General features: G+C 68.1%; 20 protein-coding genes and 1 tRNA gene. 7 read left to right on the top strand and 14 right to left on the bottom strand.

All coding sequences use genetic code 11. The annotated features are described in order from the left end of the window. Both D514_RS22825 and rfbA read right to left on the bottom strand, forming a co-directional pair. The coding region (locus D514_RS22825; RefSeq protein ID WP_236610905.1) for a rhamnan synthesis F family protein at nt 1-872 on the bottom strand (872 nt) is incomplete at its 3' end. Nucleotides 873-960: 88 nt separating this feature from the next. Next, nucleotides 961-1,833, bottom strand: coding sequence for a glucose-1-phosphate thymidylyltransferase RfbA (gene rfbA, locus D514_RS22830; RefSeq protein ID WP_017828595.1), 873 nt, complete (start codon nt 1,831-1,833; stop codon nt 961-963). A 79-nt stretch (nt 1,834-1,912) separates the two neighbouring features. On the opposite strand from rfbA, the gene rfbB reads away from it, so the two are divergent. After that, the gene (gene rfbB / locus D514_RS22835) at nt 1,913-2,911 is read left to right on the top strand and encodes a dTDP-glucose 4,6-dehydratase (RefSeq protein ID WP_017828596.1); all 999 of its coding nucleotides are present in this window, start codon (nt 1,913-1,915) and stop codon (nt 2,909-2,911) included. After that, the gene (locus D514_RS22840) at nt 2,911-4,320 is read left to right on the top strand and encodes a bifunctional dTDP-4-dehydrorhamnose 3,5-epimerase family protein/NAD(P)-dependent oxidoreductase (RefSeq protein WP_031205479.1); all 1,410 of its coding nucleotides are present in this window, start codon (nt 2,911-2,913) and stop codon (nt 4,318-4,320) included. Before rfbB ends, D514_RS22840 begins: the two co-directional genes overlap by 1 nt. A gap of 60 nt (nt 4,321-4,380) precedes the next feature. On the opposite strand, the gene D514_RS22845 is transcribed toward D514_RS22840, so the two are convergent. Together D514_RS22845 and D514_RS22850 are read right to left on the bottom strand one after the other, a co-directional pair. Further along, entirely contained in the window at nt 4,381-7,197 is a 2,817-nt protein-coding gene (locus D514_RS22845; protein ID WP_017828598.1) for a hypothetical protein, read from the bottom strand. A gap of 134 nt (nt 7,198-7,331) precedes the next feature. After that, nucleotides 7,332-8,405, bottom strand: a complete 1,074-nt coding sequence (locus D514_RS22850; RefSeq protein ID WP_017828599.1) for a glycosyltransferase — start codon at nt 8,403-8,405, stop codon at nt 7,332-7,334. A 122-nt stretch (nt 8,406-8,527) separates the two neighbouring features. Here D514_RS22850 and D514_RS22855 point away from each other — a divergent pair, with 122 nt between their 5' ends. After that, on the top strand, nt 8,528-10,291 hold the full coding sequence (locus D514_RS22855; RefSeq protein WP_017828600.1) for a DUF4012 domain-containing protein: 1,764 nt from the start codon (nt 8,528-8,530) through the stop codon (nt 10,289-10,291). Between the two features lie 144 nt (nt 10,292-10,435). Beyond that, on the top strand, nt 10,436-11,020 hold the full coding sequence (locus D514_RS22860) for a hypothetical protein (RefSeq protein ID WP_017828601.1): 585 nt from the start codon (nt 10,436-10,438) through the stop codon (nt 11,018-11,020). Between the two features lie 212 nt (nt 11,021-11,232). On the opposite strand, the gene D514_RS22865 is transcribed toward D514_RS22860, so the two are convergent. From D514_RS22865 to D514_RS22890, 6 genes are all read right to left on the bottom strand, one after another. Continuing rightward, complete coding sequence (locus D514_RS22865) at nt 11,233-12,687, bottom strand: LCP family protein (protein WP_031205480.1); 1,455 nt, start codon at nt 12,685-12,687, stop codon at nt 11,233-11,235. Then, on the bottom strand, nt 12,684-13,151 hold the full coding sequence (gene purE / locus D514_RS22870; RefSeq protein WP_036322962.1) for a 5-(carboxyamino)imidazole ribonucleotide mutase: 468 nt from the start codon (nt 13,149-13,151) through the stop codon (nt 12,684-12,686). Before purE ends, D514_RS22865 begins: the two co-directional genes overlap by 4 nt. A gap of 140 nt (nt 13,152-13,291) precedes the next feature. Beyond that, nucleotides 13,292-14,416, bottom strand: coding sequence for a 5-(carboxyamino)imidazole ribonucleotide synthase (locus D514_RS22875; protein WP_017828604.1), 1,125 nt, complete (start codon nt 14,414-14,416; stop codon nt 13,292-13,294). Between the two features lie 112 nt (nt 14,417-14,528). Next, nucleotides 14,529-15,068, bottom strand: a complete 540-nt coding sequence (locus D514_RS22880; RefSeq protein ID WP_031205481.1) for a PH domain-containing protein — start codon at nt 15,066-15,068, stop codon at nt 14,529-14,531. Nucleotides 15,069-15,118: 50 nt separating this feature from the next. Continuing rightward, the gene (locus D514_RS22885) at nt 15,119-15,889 is read right to left on the bottom strand and encodes a biotin--[acetyl-CoA-carboxylase] ligase (protein ID WP_017828606.1); all 771 of its coding nucleotides are present in this window, start codon (nt 15,887-15,889) and stop codon (nt 15,119-15,121) included. Nucleotides 15,890-15,891: 2 nt separating this feature from the next. Further along, nucleotides 15,892-17,175, bottom strand: a complete 1,284-nt coding sequence (locus D514_RS22890) for a CDP-glycerol glycerophosphotransferase family protein (protein WP_017828607.1) — start codon at nt 17,173-17,175, stop codon at nt 15,892-15,894. A 166-nt stretch (nt 17,176-17,341) separates the two neighbouring features. Here D514_RS22890 and D514_RS22895 point away from each other — a divergent pair, with 166 nt between their 5' ends. Further along, nucleotides 17,342-18,367, top strand: a complete 1,026-nt coding sequence (locus D514_RS22895; RefSeq protein WP_051056566.1) for a glycosyltransferase family 2 protein — start codon at nt 17,342-17,344, stop codon at nt 18,365-18,367. A gap of 15 nt (nt 18,368-18,382) precedes the next feature. Here the strand turns inward: D514_RS22895 and D514_RS22900 are convergent, their stop codons facing one another. From D514_RS22900 to D514_RS22910, 3 genes are read right to left on the bottom strand one after another with little or no spacing between them, the layout of a single operon-like run. Beyond that, complete coding sequence (locus tag D514_RS22900; RefSeq protein ID WP_017828609.1) at nt 18,383-19,819, bottom strand: CDP-glycerol glycerophosphotransferase family protein; 1,437 nt, start codon at nt 19,817-19,819, stop codon at nt 18,383-18,385. Then, nucleotides 19,816-21,069, bottom strand: coding sequence for a CDP-glycerol glycerophosphotransferase family protein (locus D514_RS22905; protein ID WP_017828610.1), 1,254 nt, complete (start codon nt 21,067-21,069; stop codon nt 19,816-19,818). Before D514_RS22905 ends, D514_RS22900 begins: the two co-directional genes overlap by 4 nt. Before the next feature lie 48 nt (nt 21,070-21,117). Next, nucleotides 21,118-22,722: a S1C family serine protease gene (locus D514_RS22910; protein WP_036322965.1), complete on the bottom strand. Its 1,605-nt coding sequence runs from the start codon at nt 22,720-22,722 to the stop codon at nt 21,118-21,120. A 98-nt stretch (nt 22,723-22,820) separates the two neighbouring features. Here D514_RS22910 and D514_RS22915 point away from each other — a divergent pair, with 98 nt between their 5' ends. After that, nucleotides 22,821-24,023, top strand: a complete 1,203-nt coding sequence (locus D514_RS22915; RefSeq protein WP_017828612.1) for an aminotransferase class I/II-fold pyridoxal phosphate-dependent enzyme — start codon at nt 22,821-22,823, stop codon at nt 24,021-24,023. Nucleotides 24,024-24,061: 38 nt separating this feature from the next. Here D514_RS22915 and D514_RS22920 read toward each other — a convergent pair whose 3' ends face one another. Further along, nucleotides 24,062-24,892, bottom strand: a complete 831-nt coding sequence (locus D514_RS22920; RefSeq protein WP_017828613.1) for a carbon-nitrogen hydrolase family protein — start codon at nt 24,890-24,892, stop codon at nt 24,062-24,064. A 95-nt stretch (nt 24,893-24,987) separates the two neighbouring features. Between D514_RS22920 and D514_RS22925 the strand changes: the two genes are divergently transcribed. After that, nucleotides 24,988-25,061: transfer RNA gene (locus tag D514_RS22925), tRNA-Met, on the top strand. Nucleotides 25,062-25,093: the final 32 nt, after the last annotated feature.

The following is a 25,093-nucleotide window of genomic DNA, read 5'->3' on the forward strand; positions in this document are numbered from 1 at the left end:
TTCCCTACACGACGCTCGTCCGATCTGCATCCTGCGTCCAGCAGGGCCTCGGCCCGGTAGAGCGAGGGATTCTTGGTACCGATCTCGGCTGCGGAGTAGGCGACGTCGTGGGCGAAGCCGAGCTGCGCGAAATGATCCGTGAAGATCGTCTCGTGCTTGAGCACCGCATCGAAATACGACGGCATCTCCGGCAACTCACGCCAGTACCGCGCCCACTCCTCCGACAAGAACATCTCACGACGAACCGCGATCCAGAACGACTGCAGATGATACGGAAGAACACCCTTACCCGTGAACGGATTCGGATCCTCCCGCGCATGATCGGTCATCCCCCAGAAGTGCGTCGCACGCTCCCCCATCCGATCGAACACCGGAGCATACGGACGCACCGGCCCGAACCACGTGTCATTCGTCAGCAGCACCTCATCGAACTCCGACAGCCGCGACCCCACATGATCCAGAGCATCCTTATGCGCCCAGATATCGAAACCGACGTTCTCCCGAACCAGGATCTCGTCCGACACCGCCTCCAGCTTGCCGCGACCCTCATCCGACAGCGAACCGTTCACGACCACCAGCACATGAGCCGCATGCTCACGCAAACCCGCCAACGCGTACGGAACATAATCGTCCACACCACCACGCCGGTCGAACACCACATACACGACGAGCCGACGACCACCCACCGGAAAAACACCCGGCACCCGACTCANGTTCACGACCACCAGCACATGAGCCGCATGCTCACGCAAACCCGCCAACGCGTACGGAACATAATCGTCCACACCACCACGCCGGTCGAACACCACATACACGACGAGCCGACGACCACCCACCGGAAAAACACCCGGCACCCGACTCACGACTGTCATGCTCCTGTGGGCCCCCGGATCCGGTGATGATCATCGACAGGCCCGTCCCGCCGACGCGTCGCGGGCCGTCGACCATCCTAGCCCGGGGTCAGACGCGACCCTGGGCGAGTGCCTTGAGCAGATAGGCCCCGTACCCGCTCTTCACGAGCGGCTCGGCACGCTCGCGCAGTTCGTCGTCGGTCAGGAAGCCCATCCGCCAGGCGACCTCCTCAGGGCAGCCGATCGACAGGCCCTGGCGCTTCTCCACCGTGCGGATGAAGTCCGTCGCCTCCGCGAGCGAGTCGAAGGTCCCGGTGTCGAGCCAGGCCGTGCCGCGCGTGAGCACCTGCACCTTGAGCTTGCCGCGGTCCAGGTACTCGCGATTGATGTCGGTGATCTCCAGCTCGCCGCGGGGCGAGGGCTTCAGCGCCTTGGCGATCTCGATCACATCGTTGTCGTAGAAGTAGAGGCCCGGCACCGCGTAGTTGCTCTTGGGCTGGGCGGGCTTCTCCTCGAGTGAGACCACTCGGCCCGCGTCGTCGAACTCCACCACCCCGTACGCCGTGGCGTCGTCGACCCAGTATCCGAAGACGACGCCGCCGTCGAGCTCCGTGTACTGCCGCAGCTGCGTGCCCATCCCCTGCCCATAGAAGATGTTGTCGCCGAGAACCAGGGCCGCGGAATCCGAGCCGATGTGCTCTTCTCCCAGGACGAAGGCCTGCGCGAGGCCGTCGGGCGAAGGCTGGGTCTTGTAGGTGATGGACACCCCGAACTTCGACCCGTCGCCCAGCAGACGCTGGAAGGACTCCGCGTCGTGTGGCGTCGTGATCATCAGGATGTCGCGGATTCCCGCGAGGATCAGTGTCGACAGCGGGTAGTAGATCATCGGCTTGTCGTAGACCGGGACCAACTGCTTCGAGACGCCGAGAGTGATCGGGTGCAGCCGGGAGCCTGTTCCTCCGGCGAGAATAATGCCACGCATGGTGAACAGTCTCCCTGATCGGCCCCACCTGAACAAACGCCCCGAGTCTCACAGGAGGGCTCCCGCTACGCTGGGGGGCATGCAGAGACTGCTCGTCACCGGCGGCGCCGGCTTCATCGGTTCCAATTTCGTGCACCACGTCATCGAGAACACCGATGCCCATGTCACCGTGCTCGACAAGCTCACCTACGCGGGCAACAAGGCCTCTCTCGAGGGCCTCCCCAGCGACCGCCTGCGCTTCGTCGAAGGCGACATCGCCGACGCCGAACTCGTCGACGGCCTGTTCGCCGACGTCGACTCGGTCGTGCACTACGCCGCCGAATCGCACAACGACAACTCCCTGCACGATCCCCGCCCCTTCCTCGACACCAACATCATCGGCACCTACACGCTGCTCGAGGCAGCCCGCCGTCACGATCGTCGCTTCCACCACATCTCGACGGACGAGGTCTACGGAGACCTCGAGCTCGACGATCCCGAGCGTTTCACCGAGCAGACGCCCTACAACCCCTCGTCTCCTTATTCCTCCACCAAGGCCGGCAGCGATCTGCTGGTGCGCGCCTGGGTGCGTTCGTTCGGCGTGCGGGCGACGATCTCGAACTGCTCGAACAACTACGGTCCGTACCAGCACGTGGAGAAGTTCATCCCGCGCCAGATCACGAACGTCATCCGCGGCATCCGGCCGAAGCTGTACGGCGCCGGCCAGAACGTTCGTGACTGGATCCACGCCGACGACCACTCCTCTGCCGTGCTCACCATCCTCGACAAGGGCGAGATCGGCGAGACCTACCTGATCGGTGCGGACGGCGAGAAGGACAACAAGTCCGTCGTCGAGCTGATCCTCACCGAGATGGGTCAGCCGGCGGACGCCTACGACCACGTCACGGATCGCGCCGGTCACGATCTGCGGTACGCGATCGATTCCACGAAGCTGCGCACCGAGCTGGGCTGGACCCCGGCCTTCGGTGACTTCGAGTCCGGACTCGCCTCCACCATCGCCTGGTATCGCGACAACGAGGCCTGGTGGGCCTCGTCCAAGGATGCCACCGAGTCGTTCTACGCCTCCAAGGGACAGTGATGACGGAGTTCGGCAAGACACTCGCGGTCACCGAGACGGCGATCCCCGGACTGCTCCTCGCGGATCTGCCGGTGCACGGCGACTCCCGTGGCTGGTTCAAGGAGAACTGGCAGCGCGAGAAGATGGTCGCTGCGGGTCTGCCCGACTTCGGACCGGTGCAGAACAACATCTCGTTCAACGACGCGATCGGTACGACGCGCGGCATCCATGCCGAGCCCTGGGACAAATGGGTCTCCGTGGCGACCGGCCGCATCTTCGGCGCATGGGTCGACCTTCGTGAGGGCCCTTCGTTCGGAACGGTGTTCACGGCGGAGATCGACCCCTCACAGGCGATCTTCGTACCCCGCGGCGTCGGCAATGCGTACCAGACGCTCGAGCCCGACACCGCCTACGTCTACCTGGTGAACGATCACTGGTCGGCCGATGCGGAGTACTCGTTCCTGAACCTGGCCGACGAGACGGCTGCCATCCAGTGGCCGATCCCGTTGTCCGAGGTCGAGATCTCCGCCAAGGACCACGCACACCCGCGTCTCGCGGATGTCACGCCGATCCCCGCCAAGAAGACGCTCATCATCGGCGCCGGCGGTCAGCTGGGCCACGCGCTGCGCGCGCACTTCGGCGAAGCCGCCGAATACGAATACGTGGGACGGGACGAGCTCGATCTCTCGGACGAGTCCTTCCCCTCGGCCCGCCGTTGGCGCGACTACGCGACCATCATCAACGCCGCCGCCTACACCGCGGTCGACAAGGCGGAGACTGCCGAGGGAAGAGCAGACGCCTGGGCCGCGAACGTCACCGGTGTCGCTGCTCTGGCGAAGATCGCCGTGGACAACGGCATCACGCTCGTGCACGTCTCGAGCGACTACGTGTTCGACGGCACCAAGGTCGGCGAGTACACCGAGACCGACTCCGTGCGCCCTCTCGGCGTATACGGCCAGACCAAAGCCGCAGGCGACGCTCTCGTCTCCACCGTCCCGCGCCACTACATCATCCGCACATCCTGGGTGATCGGCGAAGGGAAGAACTTCGTGCGGACCATGGCCTCGCTCGCCGAGCGCGGCATCGACCCTCGCGTCGTGGACGATCAGGTGGGACGACTGACGTTCACCACCGATCTCGCCGCCGCGATCGCGCACCTGCTCGACGGCGATGCCGAGCCCGGCATCTACAACCTCAGCAGCACGGGAGAGCCGCAGTCCTGGGCGGACATCGCCCGCGAGGTGTTCTCGGCGGTCGGACACGACCGCGCACGCGTCACCGGCGTCACGACCGAGGAGTACTTCGGTTCCGCCGATGCCCCGGTCGCACCCCGGCCGCGCAACAGCGTGCTCGATCTGTCGAAGATCATCGCCACGGGTTTCACGCCGCTCGACGGCACCGCGCACCTGCGCGACTACCTCCGTCGCTGACGGACGACAGAAGAGGGCCTGGGAGACATCCCAGGCCCTCTTCTGTCGTCTGCGCGAAGGTCAGGGCACGACGACGTTCTTGCAGCCCAGGAGCGTGTGCCCGCCTGCGCCGTTGTTGATCGCGTAGACGCAGACCCCGTGGTTGCCCGGCGACATCGGCACCGTCTGGTAGAAACCGTGCTTGAGGCCCGTACCGGGGTATGCGGCCAGGACATCCGGGCGATCGAGGGCTGCGGTGTACGCGGAACCCACTCCGTCCACGTAGATGTGCACGGCGATCGGATCCGTCGTGTCCGGATCGATGGCCCATCCGGCGACGATCGCGCCGCCGGCCGTCGCCTGCAGTGCCTCATAGTTTCCGAACGGAGCCCGTCCGCGATCCTGCACGGGCGCCGTGATCGTGACGCTCTTGCAACCGAGAAGGGTGTGGCCGCCCGGCCCGGTGTTGATGGCGTACGCACAGACGCCGGTGGTGCCGTTGGGGACGGTGAACGACTCCGAGAATCCGTGCGCGTCGCCGTATCCCGGGTTGGCTCCGCCGACGTCGGCGCGGGCCTTGTCGGCCGAGTACTCGCGTCCGACTCCCGCGACGTACAGATGCACCTTGATCGACGATGCGGTGTCAGGGTCGATCGCCCATCCGCTGGCCGTGATGGTGTTGCCGCTCACCTGAAGGGCTTCGAACGAGCCGATGGGCATCCGCCCTCGCTCCTGGATCCCCGAGGTCACGTTGACCTCCTTGCAGCCGAGCAGCGTGTGCCCTCCCGGACCGGTGTTGATCCCATAGGCGCAGACGGTCGACTTGCCTGCGGGAAGCGGCACCGACTCCTCGAAACCGTGGTTCGTGCCGTAGCCGGGGTAGAGCGTGCCGACATCGGCGCGGTTCTTGTCGGCGGTGAACTCACGTCCGATCGATCCGACGTACAGGTGCACCTTGATCGGCGAACGGGTGTCGGGATCGACCGTCCACCCCTTGGCCACGGCCGTCGTGCCCGAGACGACGACGGAGTCGAGGGCGCCGACCGGCATCCTCCCCTGCTCGGGGATCTGCGTGTTCACGGTGACCTTCTTGCAGCCGAGCTCCGTGTTCCCGCCCGCTCCGTTGTTGATGCCGTACGCACACACGGTGGCCGACTCACCCGAGACCTTGAGCGTCTCTTCGAAGCCGTGTCCGTCCCCATAGCCGGGGTTCGCCGCGCCCACGTCAGGGCGCGACTTGTTCGCGAGGAACTCCCGCCCGACTCCCGCTTCGTACAGGTGGACGCGTGCGGGTGCCGCCGTGTCCGGATCCAGGACCCAGCCGGTCGCGGTCACGGTGCCGGGCGCGGTGGATGTGAGCGACTCGAACGCACCGATCGGCGCCCGCCCGCGATCCTCGATCACGGTGCCGGGGTGCGTGTTCTGCGAGCAGCCCAACTCGGAGTTCGCTCCGGGCCCGACGTTGATGGCGTAGGCACAGATGGTGTGCACGCCCGCACCGGCGGGAATCGTCGCCTTGAAGCCGTGCTTCGTTCCGTGCGGACGGTACGCGGCCGGCAGATCCGTGCGCTCCACGTTCGCGGTGAAGGAGCGTCCGACCCCGCCGATGTAGAGATGGACCTCGATGGGCGACGCCGTATCGGGATCGACCGCCCACCCCGTCACCTCGAAACCGTCCTTCACGGGCTTGATGCTCTCCACCGCGCCGGCGGGAGGGCCGCTCAAGCTCGCCAGTCGCTTGCAGCCCAGAAGCACGTTGGCGCCGGGTCCCGCGTTCATGGCGTACACGCACACCGTCGAGTCGCCGGAACCTGCTGCCGGAACGCGGGCGGAGAACCCGTGTCTGTTTCCGGCCCCCGGGTAGACGGCGCCCACATCGGGACGATCCTCATCCGCGGTGAAGGCACGTCCGACGTCGCCCACGTAGACATGGACAGAGAGGGAGGCGCTCGTGTTGGGGTCGATCGCCCACCCCGACACGGCGAACTCGCCCGGACGGGCCTCGATCATCTCGATGTTCCCGAAGGGATTGTTCGCGCCGCCCTGTGTGGAGCCGAACCAGTCGGTGAAGTAGTTGTAGAAGTTGCGGTTGCCGTACGCGGAGCAGCCGTCACCCTCGCCGTAGCCCGCGCGCATCGCCGCTGCATTGGGCTGGTACGGCGTGTAGTAGTAGAGGGCCGACGTCGCCTTGTTGGCGATGTAGACGGGCGAACTGCCGCAGTTCGCGTTCGGGTTGTAGAGGATGTTCCAGGTGCGCCCCGGTGCGTACCACTGGAACCACTTGCCCTCCATGTAGATCTGCATCTGGCGCGCGGCTCCGTAGATCTGGTGGAAGAAGCCGATGTAGTTCGGGTCGCAGGGCGCGGTGTCAGGGCAGCCCTGCCCCAGCGCGATGTTGTATCGCCAGGCGCTCGGCCAGGTGTGGGTGATCAGTCCCTGCTCCTTCTGGAGCATCACGATGAGCACCTGAGGATTGATGTTGCAGGACTGCGCGACACGGTAGATGATCCGCGCGGCAGACTCGTTGGCCGCGCCGGTGTACCCCTTGCAGTACGCATCGGCGGGGCGGGTCACCGACGTGATGCGGAAGTCCTTGATGCAGACGTATCCGCTCTGGCAGCTCGACACCTTGCTGTTGAAGAAGGCCTGGATCTGCTCCTCGGACATCGTGCCCGCGTTCGTGAAGACCGCATCGCTGATGATGTTGCCCGCCTCGAAACCTGCAAGCGTGGACTTCACCATCCCGGTCGAGACCGGGTCGACGGCTGCTTTCGCGATGCTCGCGCTGCTCGAGCCGCTCGCGGAGACGGACGCGGTGGCGGCAGTGGCGGGGACCACCGTTCCGATGACAAGGGCGGAGACAGCGAGGAAACAGGTGAGGAGTCGGGGGAACCTCATGTTGTTTCGCGAGCGTGGGGCACGTCGAGACATGTGACCAGTGTGACGGAAGTTGCGTGATGATGCCACTGTTACACGCTTTGCGCCACAACTTTTCGGCGTGTCGCCCGTATGCGCAGGTTGCTCTCAGCGAATCACAGGTCTGCGTGCAGGCCCCAGAGGCGTTCCGCAGAGCTCGCCCAGGAGAAGGCTCGCGACCGGTCGGAGGCGAGCACGCGGAGCCTGTCCGCCGCTCCACCGGTCGCCTCGGCGACCGCGTCGGCGATCGCCTCGGCAGGGACCAGCATGCCCCCGTCGGCGATGACGTCCCGATGCGACCCGCTGGAGACCGCCACGACGGGAACGCCGAGCGCCATGGCCTCCACCGCGCGCCACGGCCAGCCTGCCACCGGGTCCGTCGCGACGTAGGCGGATGCGCCGTGCAGTACCGCTGCACGATCCTCGATGCTCAGTGTCCCCCGCACATGCGTGCGCCTCTCCGGCAGTCCTGCCGCCGCAGCGGCGTCGGCGTAGCGAGGCTCCGCCCCTTCGGGCGCGTCGATGACCACCGCGTCGAGGCCGGCGGCCACCGCACCCCGGAAGCCGTTGGGCAGGCTCGAGACGGACCCGGTCAGAACCACGTACTCGTCGGGCAGCGAGAGGGCGCGGCAACGCGCGGACGCGTCACCGGGAGCGCGGAATCCCTGGGGCGGTGCGCCGGCGATCACACGGAGGCGGTCGCCGATCCTCGCGAGCTCGGACAGACGCTCCGCGACGGCGTGAGAGGGCACCACCACCGCGTCGGCATGCCTGACGGCGCGTCGGAGCATGCCGCGCTGCCAGGCGACGCTGCCTTTGGAGAGCATCTCCGGCGCTTCCCAAGCGCGCAGATCCCACACGGTCACCGTGGTCTGGTCGTTGTCGTGCACGCGATCATGGCGCACGAGCGGGGCCATGAGCGTCGGCGAATGGATGAGTCCCCCACCGACACCGGGGACGATCCCGAGCTGCCAGGCGGCAGCGAGTTCGCGGCGCCCCATGCCGAGGGTGCGGACGTCTCCGATTCCCGCCACAGGCACGGTCGCTCCCGCGGGGACGATGGCATCCACCGCGCACCCGGAGGGCGCCGTCGCGACCAGTCCTGCCGCGAGTCCCACCGCGGCGTCGGCATGATCGGCATCCACGACGCTCACGAGCTGATCCAGAACAACACGCAGCCGAGCACCCATGCCCACAGGCTATCTTCGCCGTGCCGCTCCCCCACGGAACGCGCCGACCGCGCCGCCCGAATGTCAGCGTTCGCACAGTTTTCCCCCACCACCACTGCAGCGGTTCGTGCTTGAATGCTCGGGTGAGCGATGGTCGACTTCCCGTCCGGCGCCGATGGATCGGGTGGACCGTCGGCGTTCTGCTCTCCCTTCTCCTGATCGCCATCGGCTGGGTCTGCATCCGTGGGATCGGCGCGGTGAACGACCTCCAGCAGGTGGCGAAAGGCGCGTCTCAGCTGAAGTCGTCGATCGCTGCCGGAGACCTCGAGGGCGCGAAGCCGCTCGCGAAGAGCATCGCACACAACGCGGAGTCCGCTCGCAACCTGACGTCCGACCCCGTGTGGCACGCGTTCGGTGCTCTGCCATGGATCGGACCGAACTTCAGAGCGGTGAGCGAGATCGCCGAGATCGCCGACGATGTGTCAGCCGACGCGCTCACGCCCCTCCTCGACGTGGCGGCGGGCTTCGATCTGGCGAGCCTCGGCTTCGCCGGCGGGGCGATCGACCTGGCGCCGTTCGCGGAGATCGCCGGCCCGCTCGGCACGGCCGACACCGCGCTCAGCACCGCGCAGATGCAGGCACGACGCATCGACGCCGACGCCACGCTCCCGCCCCTCGCCGACGCCATCCGCACCATGCGCTCATCCGTCACCGAGGCCGCGACGGTCGTGGGGTCGCTCCATGGCGCGGCCGTGCTGCTTCCCACCATGCTGGGCGGTGAGGGACCGCGCAACTACGTACTCGCGATGCAGAACAACGCCGAGCTGCGCTCGTCGGGCGGCATCATCGGATCCATCGCCCTGCTGCACGCGGAGGGCGGCAGGATCACCCTCCAGAGCCAGGCGTCGACGCGGGACTTCCCCCCGCTCGACGCCGCGCTGCCCCTCAGCGACTCGACCATCGCGCTCTTCGAGGACCGTCCCGGCCGCTACCTGCAGAACATCACGAGCATCCCCGACTTCAGCGAGGCGGGAGCTGCCATCGCCGCGCGCTGGGAGGGTCGATTCGGTGGAACCGTCGACGGCGTCATCGCGGTGGACGCCGTCGTCGCGAAGCATCTGATGGCGGCGACCGGCGACCTCACGTTCGGCCCGTTCACGGCGACGTCCGAGAACGTCACCGACATCCTGCTCTCAGAGATCTACGCCGCGGTTCCCGATCCCGCCGTGCAGGACGAGATCTTCGCGCAGGCCGCAGGAGCGCTCTTCGGCGCCGCGCTGTCCGGAGGGGATCCGCGCGCACTGATCGGAGCGCTGGCTACGTCGGCCGAGGAGGGCCGCATCCGGATCTGGAGCGTCCATGAGGACGAAGAGGCCGTTCTCGCCGGCTCCGCGCTGGGGGGCACGATCCCCACCGACAGCGTCGATGCGACCTCGGTGGGGGTGCTGATGAACGACACCACCGGCGGCAAGATGGACTTCTACACCCGCGCATCCATCTCGACATCGGTCGGGAGCTGCCAGGGGACCCCGACCACGCAGGTGCGGGTGACCTGGACCAACACGGCCCCCGCCGACGCTGCCACCTCGTTGCCGCCCTACGTCACGGCGGACGGCTTCTACGGCGTGCCCGCAGGCACGGTGCGCACGCTGATCGCCGTGTACGGCCCCGAGGGGGCGACGCCGTCGCACATCGACCGGGACGGCGCAGAAGAGGGCGTGCAGACGGCGATGATCGGCGACCGCTCGGCTGTGCAGCACGAGGTCTCCCTCGCGCCGGGAGAATCGACGACGATCACGGTCGAGTTCCAGGGCACCGGTGCAGGAGAGCGACTCACGGATGTGCGGCACACCCCGCTGATCCACACCCCCGACACGACACGGGAGCCCCTCCGATGCGCCTCGTGACATTCCCGGCTCGATAGGGTACTGTCGACTCACTGGGGAATATCTGGCGTCTGCCATCCTGCCGTGGGGGCAGGAAGACGCCACGCAGTTGGATGCAGGGGTGTGTCCAAAAGCGATTCCGCGTGAAATTTCTGGGGAGAAATCATGCTGAAGAAACTGGCTGCCATCAGCCTTGCCGCTGGCGCGCTCGTACTCGTCGCGCCCACTGTGGCCACCGCTGCGCCGACTGCACCGGCCGCGTCGTCCGACTCCTATCCGACGCCTCCCGGCGCCAAGGTCGGCGACCCGATCATCGACATCTGCGAAGTCTCGACGATCGTGTTCGGTCCTGGGTACTTCCTGGCGTCCGAGAACGTGAACGTGTCGGTGTCCGGCTACAACGCCGGCAAGGCCGCCGTCTCCGGCAACATCGCCGGCGCCGACGGAAGCCTGACCCTCACGTTCCGTCCGCCGTCCGACGGTGAGGGCTCCTACGCCGTCGCCTTCAACGGCTCGCGTTCGTACACCGCCACGATCACCGTCTCGCACGGCCACGATGCGGCCACCAGCTGCGACCACGATCCCGGGGTTGCGACCGCGGGATCGGAGCTGCCGCTCACCGGTGGCGGTATCGAGCTGGCCCTCACCGGCGGAAGCGTGTCGCCCTGGGTCCTCGGCGGCGGAGCAGCAGCTCTGGTCGCCGGTGGAGCCCTCGTCGCGGTGGGAGCATCGCGCCGCAAGCGCGCCTAGGTCCGGCTGCCGCCTCGTGCGGTGGTCGACTGGACGACGGTGATCCCTCCCCCTCCGATCACCGTCGTCTGGTGCATCCGGTGGAATCCACCGGAAGCCCACGGTCGTTCTCCTTCGGGAGACGGCCGTGGGCTTTGTCGTTCCTGGGGCCAGCGCGCGCAGAGGGTCGCTCATGGGCGCCGAGCGAGGAGCTCGGACCTCAGCGGCCGTGATCACGGCTCGGGCGTCGGCGTCTCCGTCGGCGGATGCAGCTTCTGCTGGATCAAGTCGTGGATGAAGGCGTAGTCGGGCTGGTGCTCGTCCACTCCAGCGTCTGGGGTGAGCTCGATCGACGTGACCGGCTGCTCCTTCGCCTTGAGCATCAGGTCGAAGAACTCCGGCAGCTTGTCCGACGGGAGATCCGTGCTGATCAGCGCCGTCCCGGCCGCTGCCACCTCGTTGAAACGGGTGAGGACGGTCTGCGGCGTGAACTGGGCGAGAATGGCAGCCTGCAGCTCCCGCTGACGCTTCATCCGGTCCCAGTCACTGGTCGTGTAGCGCGAGCGGGCGTACCACTGCGCCGTGTCGCCGTCCATGCGCTGCGTTCCGGGTTCGATCCAGCCGATGGCCCACTCGTTCACGTCGGTGCCCGTCCACCCCTCGGGCGGACCGCCCTTGGGCAGACGCTCCGTGACGTCGATCTCGACACCGCCCAGCGCATCGACGAGCTCAGCGAAGCCGTGCATGTCGACGAACACGTAGTACGGGATCTCGATCCCGAGAACGCCCTCGGCAGCGTCCTTCGTCGCCTCGATACCCGGCTCCGACCCGTTGGCCACGGCGTCGGGGTAGAGACCGGCGCCGGCGTCTTCCCGGCAGACCTCGGCGGCGTTGCGCACGTGGTTCATCCATCCGTTCCAGCCGCAGGTAGAGGAGCCGTGACCCTCGAACCCGTTCGGATACAGCTCCTGCATCGGGCTTCCGTCGCTGAACGGCGCATTGGGGAGCTCTCGAGGGATGCCGGTGATCGTCACGGCACCGGTGTCGGCGTTCACCGAGACCACCGAGATGCTGTCGAACCTCATGGAGTCGCGGCCGTCGCCGCTATCGGCTCCGAGGAGGAGGATGTTGTAGTAGCCGTCGCTGGGCTGCACACTGGGGCCGCTCTGTCCGAAGATCGAGCCGATGGTGTTGCGCACCGATCCGACGGCGGTGGCTGCGTATCCCGCCCCGCCGCCGACGAGTCCCAGCAGCACCAGCGCCACGACGGGGATGGCCAGTCGGGAGACTCCTGGCACCTTCACGAGACGCACCAGGCGCAGAGTGTCGAACGTGAGCACCACCCACAGCACGACGTATCCCACCAGCAGCACTTGAACGATCGTCAGCACGGCCGCCGAGAAGAAACCGGCGCCGATCGTGAGCCACAGCAGGACCGGGCGTGCGAAGAGGGCGAGTCCGAGAGCGACGATCGCGAGGATCCAGGAGACCAGTGTGGCGCCGAGCCCGAAACGGCCGAGACGGCGGTTGCCGGCGAGGACCTGGGCGGACCCCGGCACCAGGAGGTTCGCGGCGACCAGCCACCACCCGCGTTTGGCCATCATCCCCGAATCGGCGGAGTCCGGGTGCCGCAGCGGCCGGGTCTCGATCAAGGGGCGCCGTGATGCGCGCGGAGGCGCAAGAGTCACAGGGAGGCCTTCAGCCGTTCGTTCTTCTCCTCGACTTGCGCCTCGAGGTCGCGCGCGTACTCCTCGACGCGGTCGGCGAGAGCAGTGTCGGCCGTTCCGAGAATCCGTGCGGCGAGCAGACCCGCGTTGCGAGCGCCGCCGATGGAGACCGTCGCGACCGGGATGCCTGCGGGCATCTGCACGATGGACAGCAGGGAGTCCATGCCGTCGAGATACGCGAGAGGCACCGGGACACCCACCACGGGGAGCGGGGTCATCGAGGCGAGCATTCCTGGAAGGTGGGCTGCGCCCCCGGCGCCGGCGATGATGACGCGGATGCCGCGCGAGCGCGCTTCGCGCGCATACGACATGAGCTTGTCCGGGGTGCGGTGTGCAGATACCACCTCGACCTCGTGCGGGATGCCGAAGTCCGTGAGCGCCTGGGACGCATCGCTCATCACGCGCCAGTCGGAGTCGGATCCCATGACGACGCCGACCAGAGGCTCGGCGGAAGAGTGCAGTGGCTCGGTCACCAGATCAGGGTACGGTCTGCCGCTGTGAGATTCCCCGAACGGCACGCCTGTTGCCCCGCATGTGTCGGCGAAGAGGCGATGCGGGCTGCGGATCAGTCGAAGTGTGCGGCCACGGCCCTGGCGACGTAGACCGCGTCGTCGAGGTCGTCGTCGGCGACATTCACATGTCCGACCTTGCGGCCCGGCCTCGGCGCCTTCCCGTAGGTGTGGATCTTCGCCTGCGGGTGCTCGGCCATCGCGGCACCGAAACGCTCGTCGAGCGTCCCCTCGACGGGTCCGCCGAGGATGTTGACCATCACGGACCACGCGGCTCGCGGCGCGGTGCTCCCGAGAGGAAGATCGGCGACGGCACGCAGGTGCTGTTCGAACTGGCCGGTGACGGCGCCGTCCTGGCTCCAGTGCCCGCTGTTGTGCGGCCGCATAGCGAGCTCGTTCACGAGGATGCGCTCGTCGTCGGTCTCGAACAGCTCGACCGCGAGCATCCCGGTCACGCCGAGTCCTTCGGCGATGGTGCGGCCGATCGCCTCCGCGACCTCGGTCAGACGCTCGGCGGCGGCGGGGGCCGGAGCGATGACCTCGGCGCACACGCCGTCGCGCTGAACGGTCTCCACCACGGGATAGGCGACGATCTCACCGCCCGCTCGACGGGCGACCTGCTGCGCGAGCTCGCGCACGAACGGGACGAGCTCCTCGACGAGAAGCGCCTCGCCATCGGCGAGCGCTTCCAGCCAGTCCTGCGCGTCCTGTGCGGCACGGACGACGCGCACGCCCTTGCCGTCGTAGCCTCCGCGCGGAGTCTTCACCACGCCGGCTCCTGCGTGCTCGTCGAGGAACGCCTGCAACTCGGTCGTGGTGCGCACAGCCGCCCAGTCGGGCTGGGGCACTCCGAGTTCCGCGAGACGCGCGCGCATCACGAGCTTGTCCTGCGCGTACTGGAGCGCGTCCGGTCCCGGATGCACGACGACGCCGTCTGCGACGAGCTGACGAAGAACGTCCTGCGGCACGTGCTCGTGGTCGAAGGTCACGACATCGACGTCGGCTGCGAAGGCGCGCACGGTCTCCAGATCCCGGTAGTCGCCGACCGCGGTGGCCGCGAGTCCGGCGGACATCCCTTCACCCTCGGCGAGCACTCGCAGTTCGAGTCCGAGCTCGACCGCCGGAGCGATCATCATCCGGGCCAGCTGTCCTCCGCCGATCACGCCAACACGCAGCGCCATGTGCCGCCTCCATTCGTCTGCCCCCATTCTCCCGCACCGATGCGGGCGTGCACGACAGATTGCGGATCGGCGTCACCGATCACGGCGCTCGGCCGTGTGAATGCCGGCGGATTCAGTCGCCGACGGCCTGCGCGTCGCGGTGCGCGAGAATCTGCCCGACCTCGATCTGGTCGGCGAGGGTCTCGTGCACGAGGGTCACGTTCGGGACGTTCGCCAACCGCAGCGGCGTGTCGACGCCGTTCGACAGCGTGATGGTGCCCGAGCCCCACAGCCGCTGCAGCGGACCGCGGCGAACAGCGATGGTGTAACCCCGGGCATGGGACATCTCGTGACGCCGACGGGAACCGATCCCCTGGCGGGCGATGACCCTCCTGGTCGTGACGGTGGTGCTCCGCGAGTACCAGATGACGAACGGCAGCACGACTGCCAGCAGCACCAGAGCCCCGGCGGCCGTGAGGAGCATCCAGTCCTCGATACCGTCCGGCAGATTGCCGAAGAAATACCCCGTCGCCCCGAAAGTCGCGATGAGCACGAGTGCCGACCAGAACAGCCGACGTGCGTGGCTCCGGAAGCGCGCGATCAGCAGCTCCTCCGAAGGCGTACCGGGCGGCGGCATCAGGGGCCTCCCGCCGAGCGTCACAGGCTGGGTCACCCCACCATTGTGCCCGTGATCTGCGACAAAGCCGTCTGTGCGGCGGCGTGTCAGGTTCCGGCCGGCCGCACGTGCACGACGTCGCCGGCGGAGATCGGGTACTGCCGACCATCCGATTCGACGAGAAGACGGCCCTCCGCATCGATCGCCGTGGCCACTCCATCGAGGGAGCGGCCGGCCGGCAAAGACACGCGGACCCGTAGCCCGAGCGTCGCGCAGCGGGCGGACACGACACCGTGCAGGCCGCTCGCGACGGCATCTCCAGAAGCGGTCAGCGCCGACAGGTGCCCGTCGAGCTTCTCGAGGTAGGCGGACAGCAGCCGGTCCTCGTCCACGACGACGCCGAGGGCTGCGAACGATGTCGCCGTCGGCACGGGGAGCTGCTCGATCGTCATGGCCGTGTTGACGCCCGCCCCCACGATCACCGCCGTCGTCGTCGCCTCCGCGAGGATGCCGCAGATCTTCCGCCCGTCGACGAGGACGTCGTTCGGCCACTTCACGGCGACGTCATGTCCGACGAGCTGCTCGGCGATCGCCTCCGTCATCGCCGCACCAGCGGCGAGCGGGATCCATCCCCGCGCGGCCGGATCGGCCGGAATCGTCCGCAGCAGCACGGAGATCGCGAGAGCGGAATCCGCCGGTGCGACCCACGTGCGATCGAGGCGACCGCGTCCGGCCGTCTGGTTGCGCGTGACCAGGGTCGCCAGGTGCGGCCAGTCTCCGGCGTCAGCCGCTTTCGCCCGCAGGTCGGCGTTGGTCGAACCGGTGTCGGCCACCAGCTCGAGGCGAGGCACGATCGCGCTCGCGAGCGGGAAGTCCATCCTCAGGCGTCCTCGTCGTCTGTTTCTTCGTCGTCGTCGTCCTCGTCTTCGCGGACGGTCCCGACCTCATGCGCCTGCCAACGCTCCCACTCCTGCATGAGGCGTTCGACGGCAGCATGGAACTTCGCGGTCGCCACCCCCTGCGTGGTGTCGCCGAAGTAGTGCTGCACCCACATCCGCAGCCGGGCGATCGCAGCCTCATCGGCTCGAACCCGATCGACCTCGGCGACGATGTCGACCGCAGCCTCCGCGGTCAGCCATTCGCAATCCGACAGGTAGCCCTGCGTGTCGATCGATGCCTGCTCGTCCGTCGGACGCGTGATCATCAGCGGCCTTCCGGCGGCGAGCCGGTCGTAGACCATGGCGGAGATGTCGACGATGGCGACGTCGGCCGCGGTGAGCTGCCAGCCCAACTCCGGAGCCGCGTCGTAGACGTGGTGAGCGGTCGCGTCCGCGGCATTCGCCGCTTCGATCGCGGCCACGATCCGTCGATGCGCGGCGCCATACGCCTCATCGACCACGCCACTGCGGGGATGGGGGCGGTAGATCACACGGTGGGCACCGGTCGCCAGCAGCCGGCTCACGAGCTCCTCGCCGTGCGAAGCGATCGAACCGTAGTGGGCGCTGGGACGGTCGCCTTCCCAGGTCGGCGCATAGAGCACGACGGTCCGCTCATCGGGCGTGTACGGAAGCGTTCCGGAGTAGTGATCGGCCTGCGGGCGCCCGATCTCGATCGTGCGATGGTTCACGTCGTAATCCCACAGCGTGCGTGAGAGACGATCCCGAGCAGCCTGCCCAGCGACGAAGGCGTAGTCGTAGGCCTTGTACTGGTTCGTCGTCATGTACATCTTGTCGGACTCGCCGTGATTGATGAACACATGCCAGCGCCGCCCGTACCGGAACATCTGGAAGTTCCTGGTGTTCTGGTTGACGTACAGCACGATGCGGATGTCCTGGGTGGCGATGAACCTCTCCAGATCGCGCACCTTGGGGACGAACACCACCGGAGGGGCGTCCTCTTCGAGGAGCTTCTCGGTCCCGGTGGCCTGCCGGGAGAGCACGACGACGGGCCAGCGCTTCGCGAGCTCGGCGAGCGGGCGGTACCACTGACGCATCTGGTACATGTTCACGGCACCGTCGGCGAAGTAGACCGCGACCTTGAAGTGGTCGGTCGGAAACGGCTCGCGCTCGGCGAGCCGACGTCGCACGCGCTGCACCGCGGTGCGAGACGCGAGCGCCCGCTTCAGCAGACGGTATGCCTTCTTCGCGTCAGACAGTGCACCCATCCCTCCAGAATAGTTCGTCCGCGTCCGATCCTCCGGCCGCAGCCGTCCCGAGCACTCCGAACGCCCTGCCGCGCCCTCGATCAGGGAACGTGCGTGGACACCGTGCCATGATCATCATGTGCGCGCCGACGAATTCTCCGCTCCCCTGTCCGGGGTGTCCTTCGTGATGCCGGTGCTCAACGAACGCGCGTACCTCGAGCACGCGATCGCCTCGGTGCTCGCTCAGGATGTCGATGCCCCCACCGAGCTCGTGCTCGCGCTGGGCCCGTCGACGGACGGCACGACCGAGCTCGCCCGACGACTCGCGGCGACGGACGACCGCATCCGGCTGGTGGACAACCCCGCGGCGCACATCCCGGTGGGACTGAACGCCGCGATCCGGGCAAGCCGCTACGGCACGATCGTGCGCGTCGACGCGCACTCCGAACTCTCCCCCGGTTACGCCGCCCTGGCGTTGCAGACTCTGGAGCGCACCGGATCGGCGAACGTCGGCGGCGTGATGCACGCCGAGGGGCGCACGCCCTTCCAGAAGGCGGTCGCTCGTCTGTACAACTCCCCTGTCGGGCTCGGCGGAGGCGCCTATCACGGGAGCTCGCAGGAGGGCGAGGCGGAGTCGGCGTACCTCGGCGTGATGCGGCGCGAGGTCCTCGATGAGGTCGGGCTGTTCGACGAGTCGATCCGACGTGGCGAGGACTGGGAGCTCAACCTGCGGATCCGACAGGCCGGCCACAAGGTGTGGTTCGACCCCGATCTGTCGGTCACCTACTGGCCGCGGGAGAGCTGGCTGCGACTGGCTCGGCAGTTCCGCGCGACGGGCGCCTGGCGCGGTGAGCTCGTACGTCGGTTCGGCCGCCGCAACGGGATCCGCTACTTCGCCCCGCCCGCGCTCGTGGTGGTCGTGGCCCTCGCCGTGGTCATCGGCGTCCTGCAGCTGACAGGCGTGCTCAGCGGAGTGGCGTCTCTGATCGCATCGATCCTCGTCTCCGTGCCGCTCGCACTGTATCTGCTGCTCGTCGTCGGTGTGGCGCTCGCGCCCGGCGGAGGGGGCGTGCGTCAGCGGATGTGGACGCTCCTGGTGCTGCCGACGATGCACATCTCCTGGGGCCTGGGCTTCCTGGGCGGTGTGCTGCGCGGTGCCCGCGACACCGTCGACGCCTCGCGCCTCGGCACCCGGAACACACCTCTCCCCTGACGCGCCCGCGCGGACTCAGGGCGTGACGAACCCCAGATCGAGGATGCGGTCGACCACACGCTGCGCGGCATGACCATCGTCGCGGGAGTTGAACTGCTTCCGCCAGGCCGCATAGCGATCCGCGTACGCGGCTACATGGCCCGCGTCGTCCAGAGCGGCCGCGAGCTCCTCCTGAGTGCGCACGAGCGGACCGGGTGCGCGCTCCGCGAGGTCGAAGTAGAACCCGCGCAGCTGTCCGCGATAGTGATCGATATCGGGCACCAGGAAGTACATCGGCTTTCCGGTGACGCTGAAGTCGAACATCACCGAGGAGTAGTCGGTGATCAGAGCGTCTGCCGCCAGCAGCAGCCGTGCGGTCTCGGGGTACCCGGTCACATCGATGACCCGTGCACCCGCGCGATCGCGTCCCTGTTCCAGAGTGCGGGAGTGACCGCGCACGAGGACCACGGCGTTCGCTTGGCGGGCCAGAAGCTCGGCATCGACGAAGTCGACCATCTCGGCACGGTCATCGCGCCAGGTCGGTGCGTACAGGAGCACACGCTCCTCGGGCCCGATGCCCAAGGCCGCGCGGACCTCGACAGGGTCGCCGTTGGTGAGCGCATCGTTGCGGGGGTATCCCTCCACCCAGATCGGGCGCCCGAAGAAGGCGTACGCCTTGCGCAGGATGCGCTCGGAATACGTGTTCTGGGCCAACAGGACGTCCCAGCGCCGGGATTCCTTCACGACCGCGGCCATCCGTCGCGGATCGAAGCCGGGACGGTGCAGGGCGAGCCGCTTGAGCGGTGTGCCGTGCCAGGTCTGGAGCACCTTCTGCCCCGGCTTGCGGGCGAACCGTCGACGCAGCCAGTCATTGACCACCAGCAGCCGTGCGGCTCCGCGGGCGTGCCACCACTGGGGGCTGCCCTCGACGACGGCGATCGCCCCCTCCGGCACCTCGACGGAGAGGTCGACGACACTCCAGTAGCGTCGCACCTCGGGCGCGCGCGCTGCGAGCTCGCGATCGATGGCCCGCGGGTTGCATCCGACGCTTCGTCCGTAGAAGCTCTCGAAGAACACGGCGTTCTCCGTGCCGCCCGCCTGCGCGACGTACCGTTCCTCGAGGGTCGAGCGCCCCTCAGCGGTCTCGTACACCGGATCCACCGGCGCGGCGATGCGGACGGTGCCGGCGTTCAGCGCGATCCGCACCCCGGTGAGCACGGCAGGAGCGAGTCGCACATCATCGAGATCGACGTCGGCGATCCGCAGCTCGTACGTCCCCGTCGGCAGCGGAAGCGAAGGGCCGCCCCAACGGGAGGCCTGCAACGGGAACGTCGCCTTCCAGGTCTTGCCGCCCCCGGTGACACGAGCCTTGACATGCGCTCGCGGTCCGACCAGGTCGGCCGCTTCCGGTCGCTGACCGGTCCCTTCGATGATCAGGGCCTCCGCCGCGTCATCGATGCGGGCCGTTGTCATGCTGCTCCCTTCGGCGCGGGAATCCCCCGCGTGCGGATGACCTGGTACACGCGCTCGGTGTTGCGCCCGTCCCGATATGCGTGCATCTCCGCGCTGAGCGTAGCGGAACGCTCGGACGCAGCGTCGTAGGCGGCGGTGTCTTCGAGGAGCGCTTCGAGCTGTGTCAGAAGCTCCGCCCAGTCTGTGGCCGTGTCAGGGCCTGCGACGTCGTCGTACCGGCCGTAGAAGCCGCGAGTGCGGGCGTACTCCTCGGCATCCGGAGCCAGGAACAGCACGGGCATGCGCAGCAGACCGACGTCGTACGCGAGCGAGGAGTAGTCGGTGACGAGAACGTCGAACGCGGCGAGCGCCGGCGTCACGTCGGGAAGCGACGCCGCGCCAAGCGCGTGCACCCTGCGGCTCGGAAGCGGGGGCGCATATCCGCCCTCCCCCAGGGGATGAGAGCGCACGAACAGGACGGCGTCGTGCTCTTCGAGGACCCGGACGATGCGGATCCACTCCTCAGCGGTGGGAACCGCAGGGTCGGGAGCCCCATCACGCCAGGTCGGTGCGTAGAGGATGGCGCGCGCGGCATCGGGAATCTCCCCCACGACGCTGCGAAGCAGAGCGGATGCCGCAGACCTCACGTGTTCCGCCGATCCCGCCGAGAGCACGTCGACTCGGGGTTCCCCTGTGACCACCACACGGTCATCACCCAGGCCGAACGCGGACTCCAAGCGCCCCCGTGCGCGGTGCGAAGCGGCCGGGAGCACGCGGATGCGCTGGGCGGCCGCGCGGTAGAGGATACCGACCGCGCGACGCAGCAGCGCCGCCGCGGGAACATTCGGAACCTGGGTCGTCGCCGGAGAATCCAGCCCGATCCGCTTCAGCGGGATCCCGTGCCAGAGCTGGACCACGAAAGCACCGCCGTTCGCGTAGCGGTTCACGTCGCCGAGTCCGTGGGTGACCACGAGCACCCCCGCCCGAGCGGTCGTCCACCATCCGCGCAGTCCGCTCTTGCGCACGGTGCGGATGCCGAGGGCGGCCGCGTCCCGATCCTCGCGCTCCGACGCCGTGAGCCAGACGGTGTCGTGGCCCGCCTCGGACGCGTAGCGCTGGAGCGCGAGAGCACCGTCGCCCACTCCGGCGCCGCAGCCGAAGACCCAGCGCCGGCCGCGCGGAAGGAGGAGGGTGCCGATGCGTCCGACGGCATACAACGGGATCCGGAGGAGCTTGGCCGCATTGCCGGTGCCGAAAGAGAAGGACGCCACTCCGCGAGCCTATCGCGGAGGTGGCGTCCTTCCCTGTGCGTGGTGGGGTCAGCCGGCGAGTTCGCCGAGCGTCACCTCGATGTCGTACTCCTTGCCGCCGCGCACGTAGGTGACCTTGGCATCGCTGCCGGCCGCCGCCGCGCGCACCTGGGCGGTGAGATCGCTCGCGCTGGTGATCGGGACGCCGTTGAACCTGGTGACGATGTCGCCCTCCTGGATGCCCGCAGCCGCGGCGGCGCCGCCGTCGGTCGCCTTGGCGATGTACGCCCCGGAGACCGTAGCGCCCTGCACGCTCGAGGCGTCCTGGACGGACGCGCCGAGCAGGCCGTGCGTGGCCGCACCGTCGGCGATGATCTCGTCCGACACCCGCTTGGCGATGTTGGACGGGATGGCGAACCCGATCCCGATCGACCCCGACTCCTCGGAACTTCCCGAACTCGCGATGGCCACGTTGATGCCAATCAGCTCGCCCTTGCTGTTCACGAGCGCGCCGCCGGAGTTGCCGTGGTTGATCGCGGCATCCGTCTGGATCACGGCGATCGAGATGGAGTCCGAGGTCTGGGGCGTGCCGCTTCCGGGGATGTCGAACTGGAACGGCCCCTGCCCCTGGCCCTGATCCGGCGTCTGCTGCTGGTCCGGGGCGTCCTCGGACGACGAGTCGGGCAGGGCGGACGAGGCGATCTGGATGCTGCGGTTCAATGCACTCACGATGCCGGTGGTGACGGAGTTCGCGAGCCCGAGAGGTGCGCCGAGCGCCACAGCGGTGTCGCCGACGTTGAGCTTCGAGGAATCGGCGAAGTCCATCGGGGTCAGCCCCTTGGCGTCCTTCAGCTTGATCACGGCGAGATCGTAGATCGGGTCTGTCCCGACCACGGTCGCCTCGAAGATTCGCCCGTCCGATGTGGTCACACGGATCGTCGGATCGGCGACCGCGCCGCCGAGGGTCACGACGTGCGTGTTGGTGAGCACGTAGCCGTCATCGCTGATGATGACGCCGGAGCCGCTGCCTCCCTGATCGGAGCCCGCCACCTCGATGGTGACGACGGACGGGAGTGCGGCCGTCGCGACTGCTGTGGTCTCGTTGACGGATCCCGGGTTGTTCACCGTCACCGTCTGCGGACCGGAGGCCGTGCCGGAGGACGGGCGGTCCTGGAGTCCGTTCAGCAGCGCGCCGCCGCCGAACCCGGCGACGCCGCCGACCAGAGCAGCCGCGACGATGAAGGCGGCGAACTTCGCGCCCCCACGAGGCTTCTGCTCCTTGGTCTTCGCGCCATCGCCCTGCGTGCCGAATGCGGCGCCGCCGTCGAGCGGCTGCGTGGGCTGGGTGTAGGACGCCGCGGTGGGGATGCCGAAGGCCGCGCCCTGTGCGGTAGCTGTTCCCGGCGCGCCGGCGGCAGGGGCTGCGTAGCCGTGAGGGACCGGCGCGATCACGGGCGCGGCCGGGGCCTGCGAGGTGAACGTCGACGGCATCTGATGCCCCTGGGCGGGGGCAGCAGCGGCCGGCGCGGTGGGTGCCGGGGCGGCAGCGGCCGGCCCGGTCGTGTCAGCGGCGGCATCCATCACCGGCTGAGCGGCGATCTGTGCGGCCTCGGTGGACGGCGTGGCGTCATTCGACGCGGATGCCGACTGGTCCTGGGGGTTGTCTTCGTTCATGGTGTGTGCTCCTTCGACGACCATTTCAGAATGACGCCTGTTTCTGTGCGTTCCTTATGCCGAAGATGAGTTTCAGCTATGGCCTTAGCCTGTTCTTCATGAGTGTCATTCCCGGCGCATGGCGTCGTACCGCAGCGGGGGCAGGTCTGCTCGCTGCCGACGGAACCGTCGCGCCCACCATCTTCGCAGAGATGTCGGCAGCGGCGGCTCGAACCGGGGCGATCAATCTCGGCCAGGGCTTCCCCGACGAAGACGGCCCCGCAGAGGTGCTGGAGGCGGCGCGAGCCGCCATCGCGAGCGGTGCCAATCAGTACCCGCCCGGTCGCGGCACAGCGGATCTCCTCGATGCCATCAGCGAGCATCAGCGGCGGTTCTACGGGATCCGTGTCGATCCTTCCAGCGAGGTGATCGTGACGGCCGGAGCGACGGAGGCCCTGACCGCGACCCTGCTGGCGCTGATCGACGGCCCCGAAGACGAGGTCGTCGTGTTCGAGCCCTACTACGACTCCTATGCCGCCGCCGTGGCCCTCGCGGGGGCACGGCTGCGCACGGTTCCGCTGCGCGCTCCGGACTTCCAGCCCGATCTCGAGCGGCTCGCCGCGACGGTGACCGACCGCACCAGGATCATCCTGGTCAACGACCCGCACAATCCCACGGGAGCGATCTTCGATCGTGAGGTGCTCGAAGAGGTGGTGCGCCTGGCAGAGAAGCACGATGCGATCATCGTCACCGACGAGGTGTACGAGCATCTGGCGTTCCGTGCCACGCACACCCCGATCACCACTCTTCCCGGAGCATCCGCGCGCACGCTGACGATCTCGTCGGCCGGCAAGACCTTCTCCACGACGGGGTGGAAGATCGGGTGGGTGCATGGACCGGCCGCGCTCATCACAGCCGTGCTCACCGTGAAGCAGTACCTCACCTACGTCAACGGCTCCCCGTTCCAGCCCGCTGTCGCCGTGGGGCTGCGGATGGACGACGCGTACTTCACGGACGCAGCCGCCGTGCTCGCCTACAAGCACGGGATCCTCGGCGACGGGCTGAGGGCGGCCGGATTCACCGTGCACGCGCCTCAGGGCGGCTACTTCACTGTCGCGGATGCGACCGCGCTGGGCGGAGAGGACGCAGCGGCCTTCTGCCGGGCCCTGCCGGAGCGCGTGGGCGTCGTGGCGATCCCGCTCACGGCCTTCGTCTCCGAGGAGCACAGGAGCGAATACGCGGGCCTGGTGCGCTTCGCCGCCTGCAAGCGCGTCGAGGTCCTCGAAGAGGCGGCGACGCGCCTCGCTCGCTTCTCCGCGTGACCGCGCCTGGCCATGTCTGACCCGGGCCCGGTCCGCGCCTAGGCTTCGGGGGCCACGACCCCACGAGGGATGACGGAGTACCGCCGCGCGCGCAGCGACGGGTTCGTGATCCGCACGCGCTCGATCGTCTCCCTCTCGACCACCGCGACGGCGATCCCGGGAGCGGTTCCCACTCCGGCGAGTACGACGCCCTGGGGATCGACGATCTGCGAGTGTCCCACCCCGATCGGGGTCGGATGGTCTGCCGCGACCACGTAGACGGTGTTCTCGATCGCACGAGCGGCGAGCAGCGTCGTCCAGTGGTGCTCCTTGAGCGGCCCCCTGACCCACTCGGCCGGCACGACCAGGGCGTCGGCCTGCGCATCGACCAGGGAACGGGCCACTTCAGGGAAGCGGAGGTCGTAACAGGTCATGAGCCCGAAACGCAGCCCCCCCAGCTCGAAGGTCGCGGCCTCCCCCACCTCACCTGGCTCCACCCAGTCGGACTCGGTCTGGCCGAACGCGTCGTACAGGTGCTGCTTGCGGTACACGGCGAGGACGCTGTCACCCCGCACAGCCACCACGGTGTTGCGCACTCGTAGCCCGTCGGTCGCCCGTTCGGCCAGACCCGCGACGATCACGACGGCGTACTCAGCGGCCAGTGCCCTCAGCGTCTCGACGAACTCCCCGTCGAGGTCCTCCGCATTGGCAGCCAGGCTCTCGTCCATGGGGTCGACGAAGTAACTCGAGTACTCAGGGAACACGATCAGCTTCGCCCCCCGCCCGGCGGCGTCGGCCGTCAGCGCAGCGATCCGCTCCCGGTTCTCGGCTCGGGAGGCGGTCGGTGCGAACTGGCACACGGCGACGGGGACGGCTGCGGTCTCGGACATGTCTCCATCCTCTCGCATCGACACGCCCGGGACGTCGCTCGGAGGCCCCCAGGATTCGCCCGCCTTCGGAATCCGTGATAAGTTACTTCTTGTGCCGCGGGGTGGAGCAGTTCGGTAGCTCGCCGGGCTCATAACCCGGAGGTCGCAGGTTCAAATCCTGTCCCCGCAACAAATGAAAGGCCCTCTGACTCGGAGAAATCC

Origin of the sequence: Microbacterium sp. UCD-TDU (assembly GCF_000340625.1) — a bacterium.
GTDB lineage: Bacteria > Actinomycetota > Actinomycetes > Actinomycetales > Microbacteriaceae > Microbacterium > Microbacterium maritypicum.